At 51.4% G+C, this 9,584-nt stretch carries 9 protein-coding genes and 3 tRNA genes; 7 read left to right on the top strand and 5 right to left on the bottom strand.

Translation table 11 applies throughout. The features are described 5' to 3' along the window. The first annotated feature begins 789 nt into the window (after positions 1-789). The 5 genes from OB13_RS13090 to OB13_RS13070 all read left to right on the top strand — a co-directional run bounded on the left by OB13_RS13090 (position 790) and on the right by OB13_RS13070 (position 3,460). The gene (locus OB13_RS13090) at positions 790-1,119 is read left to right on the top strand and encodes a DMT family protein (RefSeq protein WP_461490615.1); all 330 of its coding nucleotides are present in this window, start codon (positions 790-792) and stop codon (positions 1,117-1,119) included. 145 nt (positions 1,120-1,264) lie between these two features. After that, positions 1,265-1,693 (top strand): DUF2267 domain-containing protein, encoded by a 429-nt coding sequence (locus OB13_RS13085; RefSeq protein ID WP_461490614.1) that lies wholly within the window; start codon positions 1,265-1,267, stop codon positions 1,691-1,693. A 40-nt stretch (positions 1,694-1,733) separates the two neighbouring features. Beyond that, positions 1,734-2,375: a hypothetical protein gene (locus OB13_RS13080; RefSeq protein ID WP_461490613.1), complete on the top strand. Its 642-nt coding sequence runs from the start codon at positions 1,734-1,736 to the stop codon at positions 2,373-2,375. Beyond that, on the top strand, positions 2,362-3,054 hold the full coding sequence (locus OB13_RS13075) for an SCO family protein (RefSeq protein WP_461490612.1): 693 nt from the start codon (positions 2,362-2,364) through the stop codon (positions 3,052-3,054). The genes OB13_RS13080 and OB13_RS13075 overlap by 14 nt, the downstream gene beginning before the upstream one ends. Then, complete coding sequence (locus OB13_RS13070) at positions 3,038-3,460, top strand: c-type cytochrome (RefSeq protein WP_461490611.1); 423 nt, start codon at positions 3,038-3,040, stop codon at positions 3,458-3,460. Before OB13_RS13075 ends, OB13_RS13070 begins: the two co-directional genes overlap by 17 nt. Positions 3,461-3,666: 206 nt before the next feature. On the opposite strand, the gene OB13_RS13065 is transcribed toward OB13_RS13070, so the two are convergent. From OB13_RS13065 to OB13_RS13045, 5 genes are all read right to left on the bottom strand, one after another. Beyond that, a complete protein-coding gene (locus OB13_RS13065) occupies positions 3,667-4,170 on the bottom strand; it encodes a cupin domain-containing protein (protein ID WP_461490610.1) in 504 nt (167 codons plus the stop codon). 354 nt (positions 4,171-4,524) lie between these two features. Then, entirely contained in the window at positions 4,525-6,177 is a 1,653-nt protein-coding gene (locus OB13_RS13060; protein WP_461490609.1) for a peptide MFS transporter, read from the bottom strand. A 593-nt stretch (positions 6,178-6,770) separates the two neighbouring features. Further along, a tRNA-Arg gene (locus OB13_RS13055) sits at positions 6,771-6,844 on the bottom strand. 71 nt (positions 6,845-6,915) lie between these two features. Continuing rightward, a tRNA-Pro gene (locus OB13_RS13050) sits at positions 6,916-6,989 on the bottom strand. Between the two features lie 119 nt (positions 6,990-7,108). After that, positions 7,109-7,195 (bottom strand) — tRNA-Ser (locus OB13_RS13045). A gap of 355 nt (positions 7,196-7,550) precedes the next feature. Here OB13_RS13045 and OB13_RS13040 point away from each other — a divergent pair. Both OB13_RS13040 and OB13_RS13035 read left to right on the top strand, forming a co-directional pair. Beyond that, positions 7,551-8,498, top strand: a complete 948-nt coding sequence (locus OB13_RS13040) for a vWA domain-containing protein (RefSeq protein ID WP_461490608.1) — start codon at positions 7,551-7,553, stop codon at positions 8,496-8,498. Continuing rightward, on the top strand, positions 8,495-9,487 hold the full coding sequence (locus OB13_RS13035) for an aerotolerance protein (protein WP_461490607.1): 993 nt from the start codon (positions 8,495-8,497) through the stop codon (positions 9,485-9,487). The genes OB13_RS13040 and OB13_RS13035 overlap by 4 nt, the downstream gene beginning before the upstream one ends. Positions 9,488-9,584 lie beyond the last annotated feature (97 nt).

The following is a 9,584-nucleotide window of genomic DNA, read 5'->3' as shown; positions in this document are numbered from 1 at the left end:
AAAGCAGCCCCTTTAGTGCCTGTTATACAAGTTCTTAGACTCCTAAAATACAAAAAGACCGCCCATAAAAACGGGCAGCCTTTTTGACAACAAAAACAGGAAAATTACCGGATCAGCAGCGTTTAGGGCATGGACAAATCCCCGCTTCTCCACTGATGTAAACCAGACGCCGGTGATCAGCAAAGTGTCATCTGCGCCAGTAAAAAACACAAACAAACAATTATCACTATAACATCTAATCTTTTAGCCGTGCGCTAACCTTCAGACGACTCACGGCCCAAACATGTCACTTGGATCGAGCGGCCCGTTGAAGGTGAGGTTAAGCCGAAAACCCGCTTCAGGCGGCAGTGCTGTTTCATACTCTCCTGTCACTTCCAGGTATGCTTCCCCGTCAGTGGCCGGCGGGTGTCGCAGCTGCCAAAAGCCAGCAGTACGGCAACATTCCAACTTACTCTTTTCATAGCCAGAATAGCCATTAGCTATATAGCATAAAGACAACGATAATCGTGCCAATAGCTTGTATAAAATGGCGCTGAAAAGAAAAATATTTCAGGCAGCGTTGTCACCTAGCTGCTTATCTTTTTAGCAGCTTTGCAGGTTAATCAAGCGCTGCCAGGTATAGCGGCGGCTAAAGATATGGGATTGCTGCAGCAAGCTTTCGTGTACGGGCTCCTGTTGCCGGCCTGCGGGCTTTGCTGCGGCAGGAACCCTGGAACAGCAGACACCAGCGGGCGCCATACCTGTGCTTTCGTTTATACCTGACAGAAACACTCATTTGCTATCACAAACATGAAAACCATTATTCTCCTTGTCATCTCCAACATCTTCATGACCTTTGCCTGGTACGGCCACCTGAAGTATAAAGACACGCTGCTCTGGAAGGTGATCCTGGTGAGCTGGCTGATCGCTTTCTTTGAATACTGCTTTCAGGTGCCGGCCAACCGCATCGGCCACGGGCAGTTTACCGCTTTCCAGCTCAAGACCATACAGGAGGTTATTACACTGGTGGTATTTGTCGGTTTTTCGGTGCTATACCTGAAGGAGGAAGTCAAATGGAACTACATCGTCGGCTTCATCTTCATCCTGCTGGCCGTATTCTTCGTCTTCAAAAAGTGGTAGTGGTTACTCCTCCCGAATTATACCATCTCATGGCGTCCTGCTAACTGTTTCCTGACACCTGTTAACTGTTTTTCTGGTAACTCTCTCCTACTGACCGCGTTAGCTTGAACAGGTAAGGTTGTTGAATATTGAAAAGGAGGTTAACATGTCCATGAACTTTGAAAATTATCAGAAAGAAGCGAAAACCTGGTTGCACGAATTATGTCACTACCTCGGCATACAGGACGAGAAGAAAGCGGCCCGTATTTTTCGGGCGGTGCTGCATGCGATCCGGGACCGTATCCCGGCTGGCGAGGCCATACACCTGGCGGCCCAGCTCCCTATCGTCTGGAAAGGCATCTACTTTGATGGCTTTACGATGCACGAAGAGCCGGTCCGCATACGCCACGAGGAAGAGTGGCTGGAATTTATCCGTTCCAAAGATGCCTTTGCAGAGGATGCCGACTTCCCTACCCTGGAACATGCGCACTATGCCTTTCAGGATGTCATGAAGTTCCTGCGCAGCCGCATCTCGGAAGGACAGTATAACCAGATCACCCATGCACTGCACTCAGACCTGATTGTACCTGCTTAAAGGCGAATGAAAACATGCGACAAAAACAGAGCCCGGCGTAGTGACCGGGCTTTTTGTTTTTGTCCTGCTATACCTGGCCCGGGCTTGCGCTCCCAAAACTTATACCTCCGGCATGGGCAAAATTCCGCCATATGCTATACCTTTATGCCAACAGGCACCCATCCGGAGGAGGCGAATTGCTGCAGGTGCTTATGCCTGCAGCGTGACGGATGCAGGCGGCTATACCGGATGGCTTAAAGAAGAACGTATGAAAAAATGGCTAATAAACCCCGTTGCACTTGTGCTGCTCGTATTGGCAAGCTGCCAGAGCGGCCCATCGGAAGCAGAGCAGCAGCAGGCGCTGGAGGCAGAGGTCATGCAGCTGCATGACAAGGCCATGGCGGACATGGGCAAAATCTACCGGCTGCGCCGTAACCTGGCCACCCTGCAGGATTCTCTGACCCGGCAACCTGCTGATACCGCCGTGCTCTCCCGCCTCCATACCCGCATCGGGCAGCTCGATGAAGCCGATGAAGCCATGATGGACTGGATGCGGCATTATAAACCACCTACGAACCTCCCGCATCCGGATGCCATGCAGTACCTGCAGGAGGAGCACACCAAAATGAAACGTGTAAAATCGCTGATGGACAGCACGATCAGCAATGCACAAGAAACTTATGCGACTTATGGACCACAATAAATTTAAGAAGCTGGCAGTTGCTTTGCTGCTGGCGGTATCAACCGGATTTTGGCAAGGCTGTTCCGACAAATCATCCGCAGCCAATGGCGACCTGCCTATACTGGGGGAGCGGGAGGTGGTAGAGCGCCAGGTCGATGGCCGGCAAGTAACGGATACGGTCTACCACCAGATCCCTGACTTCGCCTTCATCAACCAGGACAGCCAGGTAGTGACCAGCCTCACCCTGCAGAACAAGGTATACGTGACGGACTTCTTCTTCACTACCTGCCCGACCATCTGCCCCAAAATGAAGAGCCAGATGCTGCGGGTGTATGAAACCTATAAGGACGAGCCGCAGCTCATGTTGCTTTCCCATACCATCGACCCCAAACACGACACAGTGGCCGTGCTGCGCGACTATGCCGACCGGCTTCAGGTAAGCAGTGACAAGTGGCACTTCGTGACCGGTGCAAAAGACAGCATTTATGATATAGCCATGCAGTACATGGTCACGGCGCTGGAAGATGCGGACGAGCCCGGCGGATTTGTGCACAGCGGCGCATTCGTGCTGGTAGATCAGAACCGCCATGTGCGGGGCATATACGACGGCACCGATCCGGCCCAGGTAGACCAGCTCATACAGGACATCGGGAAACTGCTGCCCAAAAAGAAAAAAAAGAAGGATGCGGATAAAAAGTAAGCTGATCGCTCCGGCTGCCGGTATGGCCGCCCTGCTCACCCTTACCCAGTGCTTCACGGACCGCCAGAACGAAGGCGAGCGCCTGTATACCCAGTACTGCGCCAACTGCCACATGGACGATGGCAGTGGCCTCCGCAACCTGATTCCGCCCCTGGCCGGTGCCGACTACCTCGTAAACCACCGCGACGAGCTGGCCTGCATCATACAGCACGGGCAAACAGGCAACATTGTCGTGAATGGCAAAAACTACAACCAGGGTATGCCGGCCTTCGAGCACCTCAACAAAGGACAGATCACGAACATCCTGAACTATGTGCAGACCAACTTTGGCAACAGCAACGAACGCTTCACGATACCCGAAGTAGAGAAGTACCTGGATAAATGCCGCCACCTGCCGGAGCAGTAACGTATTCGTACTTCACCCGCGCTTTTTTAAGGATGCCGCACCGGAGGAAAAATATACCCGCAGGAAAAGTTTTGCTTTGAAGTAGGTATGGAAAAGGCTCCATAATTGCTCGTATACCTTTTCTTTAACCAGCCAGGCTTTAGACATAAAAAACGGCGCTGCAACCGAGGTTGCAGCGCCGTTTTGCTATCGGCTTCGCGTCCGATTTAGCGTCCAAAGTCATCCTGCACCCGCACGATGTCGTCTTCATTAGACGGGTTCTCCGCGTCGGTGTGCTGCCATATCTCGGCCAGTACGCCCCAGCCCTCCAGCCCTACCAGGCGGTGACGCTCTCCCTGGCGCAACGTGATCAGATCACCTGGATTGAAAGTCTTAAGTTGTCCTTCCTCGTCCGTATCGCTGGTGACGACGCCTACGCTGCCTTTCACGACTTTCCATACCTCGGCCCGGCGGTGATGGTACTGCCAGGAGAGGCGCTTCTCAGGCGCTACCAGCAAGATCTTGGGGCTCAGCTTTCCGGATATCTTCAGCTCGTCTACCGGCATGCTGTCGAAATACGTATTGGCAAAGTCCTGCGCCTGTGATTCGTCGATCACAAAGAAACCACCCCAGGGTCTGGACTGATCCTGGCTGCTGATGTTGAATCCCTGCTCTTTTAGTTTTTGTTCTGTTTCCTGAAAAAGGACTTCTTTGGAAGTAGCTGTCGTCATGTTTTATTCGGGTTTGTAAGGGTATACGTCTTTGGTTACAGGTATAGCTCAGGTTCACTGTCCTGTGTTACCGCAGGATAAGCTAACGGAAATAAGGTGGTATCAGTTGGAGAACCGGGATGTAAAGTTTAGGATTATCCTTTAATTGGCAAAATAGTGTATTGGGATTAGATATAAAAATGGGGGACGGCTCCCAGCTATAAACTTATCGTCGGCTCTGTCCTGCCGCCGCCCGGAGCACCTGCACCTTTCAGTAAAATGCATTTGTTAAACGGGATTTCCGGAAATAGCCTGCATAAAAAAATCCGCCTGGCTGTAAACCAGGCGGATTTTAAAGAAAACATAAAGTCAAGCTTAGTTTTTACCGGTGTAAGCCACCAGGATCTGGCGCAGCCACTTCAGCATGAGTAATATTGCAAAGGCAGCCAGTAAGGAGCCAATACAGTTCACCAGGAAGAAAAATGCCTTATGGTCATACACATCCCACATACTGGCCAACACACCTGATAACTTGTTACCAATAGAAGTTGCCAGGAACCATCCTCCCATCATCAGGGCCGTCAGGCGTGGCGGGCTCAGTTTCGATACCAGCGACAAGCCCATCGGGCTCAGGAACAGCTCCCCTACCGTGATCACCGCATACGAGCCAACAAGCCACATGGCAGAGCTTTTTTCAGCACCGTTCATACCTGCAAATACAGCCCCTACCATAACGAGCGTGCTCATGGCCGTGATGACCAATCCCCACATGATCTTGGCAGGCGTTGAGGGCTCTTTGTTTCGCTTGCGCAGGAAGGCGAAGAACCACACCACCAGCGGCGTAAGCAGGATAACAAAGAACGGGTTGATCGACTGGAAAAGCTCGGTCGAGATCAGGGAAAGCGGTCTGCCTTCTTCCGGCCAGTGCTGCTCTGGCAGGTTGTTCAGGTAAGGCGCAACCCCTTCTTTGGTGATCACTTTGCCCGCTTCATCGGTACGCGCCCGGAAATTCTGATCGTAATCCGGCACTGTGGCGACACTTTGGTCTACTTCCTGTACCATACCGATCGCTCCGGCAGGTCCTGTTAAACCATCAGCCATACCGCGGTCTGTATAATATTCGGCCCAGGTGGTCAGGGCAGTACCGTTCTGTTTAAAGATGGCCCAGAAAACAATAACCACTGCAAAGATGGAAAGCAAGGCGGCAATCGGTCTTTTATCTTCGGATGAAGCACGTGCCCACAAAGAACCGTAGAACACCATGATCGGAATAGCTCCGAAAATGAAGGCATCGGTAGAGTCCGACCCGAAAATGCTGCCAGGTATAAGTACCCAGCCCAGCACACCGGCAATCACGGCAGGCAGGATCACGACACCAAAGATACGCATCAGCGACATGTCGTTGTCAGCCACAGGCTTGCGTACATCGGCATCTTTATAATGCTTATTGCCCAGCCAGAAAATGACCACGCCCAGCAGCATGCCTACGCCCGCCGCAGCAAACGCATAGCCCCAGCCGTAGTTGTTTCGCAGGTAAGAAGCCACAAAAGGAGCAATAAAAGCACCCACGTTTATCCCCATGTAGAAGATGTTATAGCCGGTATCTTTCTTATCCTGGTATTCCGGGGCAGAGTATAACCCACCCAGCAAAGTCGAAATATTTGGCTTAAAAAACCCGTTGCCGATAATGATCAACCCAAGCGAAAGGATCATCGCCAAGTCACCGGGCAAGGCTAAGCCCACATACCCAATGGCCATCAGAATGCCCCCGATCGATATGGATAACCTGTATCCCAGCACACGGTCGGCAAGCAGGCCGCCTAAAAATGGCGTCAGGTATACAAATGCGATGAACGTACCGAAAATATCCGATGCACTTTCTTTGGAGATTCCGAGGCCGCCGTTCTGTGCATCGATCATGTACAGGAAGAAAATGGCCAGCATCAGATAGAAGCCAAACCGCTCCCACATTTCGGAAAAGAAAAGGTAATAGAGCCCTTTTGGGTGTTTTGATGAAGTTTTAGACATTTTATATCGGGAAATTTTTTTTGAAAATAAACATACTCTGCAAGCCCTCAAAATGAAAAATACTCTGCAAGAGCGAATTCAGTACCGTGAACAATCTGTATACACTTCATATTCACCCTTTAGCAGCCTCTCCCTGGTGAAAGAAAGTTTCGTGTACTTTGCTTATTCACAGCTGGATTTGCCTGAACCAAGGCCTTCCGGTGCACCAAAAAGGTGCTACTACCGGTCCTATACCTGTGGGCTAGGATCGATCGATCATTCCATCCGGAGGTTTGCTACAAAAAACATGTGAGCCTTTCTTTTCTTCCCGGTGCCAACAATAACACACGGAACCAAGGAGTGCCCAATCGGTTTACTATTGCTGATTTAGTTAACCTTGTTTGGGTATCCGGCACATTCAGATCATGCAATTAGATCAGTGCTGCCTTCTAAGGAGCCTGCTTCTTCAAACGATCATCCATATCAGGAGGCGCGCCGATCGGAGCTGTACAATACCTGCAACCTGAAATGCTGGACCTGTATGACACAGGTAGCGCAGAAAACAAAAAACCCACTCTACAAGGCTGTAAAGCGGGTTTTTGATATTGTAACTGTGATCCCATTTGGATTCGAACCAAAGACCTACTGCTTAGAAGGCAGTTGCTCTATCCAGCTGAGCTATGGGACCAGCGTCCTCAGGAGAGCAGTAGCTCTACCCTTAAACAAAAAATTTCGGAATTGCTTCCGAAATTTTTTTAGTCGGGGTGGCAGGATTCGAACCTACGACCTCCACATCCCAAATGTGGCGCGATACCGGGCTACGCTACACCCCGAACTATTATGCCTTCAACTCCGGTAAGCGATTTGACTCGCTGTTTAATGTTGAACGCGGTGCAAAAGTAAGCGAAGAATTTAAATTGTCAAAACATTTTCAATTTATTTTTTTCACTCGCGGAGGAGGGGGGATTCGAACCCCCGGTACCGTTACCAGTACGGCAGTTTAGCAAACTGCTGGTTTCAGCCACTCACCCACCCCTCCGGGTCTCTCCCTGCTGAAGAGATTGCAAACATACTACAATAAATCAGATCACACAATAGCAGCTTCTAAAATTTTCGCTTCCAAACCCTGCTGAAACATGCTCTGGCTGCTTTCCCAAGGACTAACTAGCTGATTCTATTCGGTTTTCTTCCACTAATTTTTTTCTGAAATATTTCAAAATAATTTCAGTTAAAGTCCCTACTCAGCCCCTGCTATACCTGCGAGGCTGCTCGTCCTCCTCTTTATTGGCTTTCCCTGCTACCTGATAACCCGCAACATTGGCTTTCCTTTCCTATATTTGTAGACGGGCGTCACCAGAAGCCTGCTCAACATGACCTGGTATCAAACTATTACCTTGCTCGAAATATTATTCGGTCTATTGTTCTTCGGACTTTATATCGGGTACCTGCTGCGCGTAAGCCGCGTGGCCGGATTCTTCGGGCAGCGGCCACATGGGGTATGGATCAAGTTTATGCTGCGTATTGTGTATGTGGCCCTGCTCATCATTGCCATCTTAGGTCCTTCGTTCGGCGCCATGAAGAAAGAGATCAGGACCATCGGGAAAGATATCTACATCGCCGTAGACCTGTCCGGCTCCATGGATGCGACCGATGTGCAGCCTTCGCGGCTCGAGCGGGCCAAGAACGGCATGCTGCGGCTGATCAGCCGGTTCAACTCAGACCGGATCGGGCTCATCGTATTTTCGTCAGAAGCCTATATACACAGCCCCCTTACCTACGATCAGAATGCCCTGGAAATATACCTGCAGACCCTGCGCACCGGGCTAATGCCACATGGCGGCACCAACTACAGCCCCGTGCTCGAACTGGTCTCTCAAAAGTTCGGACAGTCGGCATCGCCCGAGGCCGATGAGCAGAAAGCCCGTATCCTGGTGCTCATCAGCGACGGCGAAGACTTTGGCGGTAAGGTAAAAGAGTGGGCGGCGCGGCTCAACGAACAGAATATACGGGTCTTTGCCCTGGGAGTAGGCACTACAGAAGGCAGCAAGATACCTGCCGGCAATGACTTCCGGAAAGACCGCAACGGCGAGGTGGTGATCACCAAGCTCCACCCGGAGGCGCTGGTGCAACTGGCGGAGGCCACCAACGGAGAATATTTCGAGATCAATGAGCAGGTAAGTGAGATCAACCGCCTTATCAGTGCCATTAACAACATTGAGGGCGAAATGCGGGAAAGCAAAACGATAGACGTAACAGCCAACAAATACGTTTACCCTTTGGCGCTGGCCCTGCTTTTCATCCTGCTCGACGTGCTGATCACGGTTAAACTGGTACGCATATGAAGTCACTGCTCACCATCATCTTCCTGATAAGCCTGCTCGGGGGTGGCCTGCATACCATTACGCATATCAACCAATATACCAAGATAGCGGCCCTGGCCTATGAGCAGCAGGAGTACGCAGAGGCCATAGCCGCTTATGAGTATATCCTGACAGACCTGGAGGTGAAAGATGACCAGCTGCGCCTCAACCTGGGCCATACCTACTTCAGGGCAGGGCAGCTGCAACAGGCGCAACAGCAGTATACCCAGCTGGCCAAGCATACCTCCAAGCACATCCGGGCAGTGGCGCTGCTGCAACTGGGCAACATCACAGCACAAAGTAAAAAGTACAAGCAGGCGCTCGTTTACTACCGGCAAGCACTGGTAGCAGACCCGGCCAGCGATGCGGCCCGCTACAACTATGAGCTGCTCAAAAAATACCTGGCGCTTCACCCTGACCACCAGGACGCACCAGACACCGACGCCCCTGCAGCTGCCAGCCAGGACCAGGAGCAGGGACAACACCAGCCGGACAACTTTGACCAGACACCTCCACCCGACGAAGAACAACAGGCACCCAAGCCAAAGAATAAGCCCGACAGTACCGGCGACCAGGAAGAGGAAATCGAATCGCAGGAGCAGGCGGATAAAGGACAGGACGAACAACAGGGATCTGGCAGCGATAAGAATCAGCCCAATGACGGCAACAGCAACCGCCCTGAAAACCAGGACAAGCAGGAAGCCAGCGGCCAGGAAAAAGGAGACACAAAAGGACTCAACCCGGATAACGCCTTTGATCCTGACCGGCCCGAACGCAGCCAGAGCAACGACCCTGCCACTGACTCAGAACAGCGGGTGCAGACGCGTAACAACCGCCTGCAGCAAATGAACATTAGCCCGCAAAAAGCCAAGCTCATACTCGATGCAATGCGCAACGCGGAGCAGCAATACATACAGCAACTGCCCAGGAAAGCAACGGGCAAACCGGACAGCTTAAAACCGGATTGGTAAACACCGGGTATATTTCATTGGGAATTACGTTTGCCAGCGCTTCTGCTATACCTTCATACACGCCGTTTTCAGGCAGGACAACCGTTGCTGCTGCATT

The sequence above is a fragment of the Pontibacter sp. HJ8 genome (genome assembly GCF_054824225.1).
The sequence above is the reverse complement of the archived record's forward strand: the minus strand, read 5'-3'. Positions and strand labels throughout refer to the sequence as shown.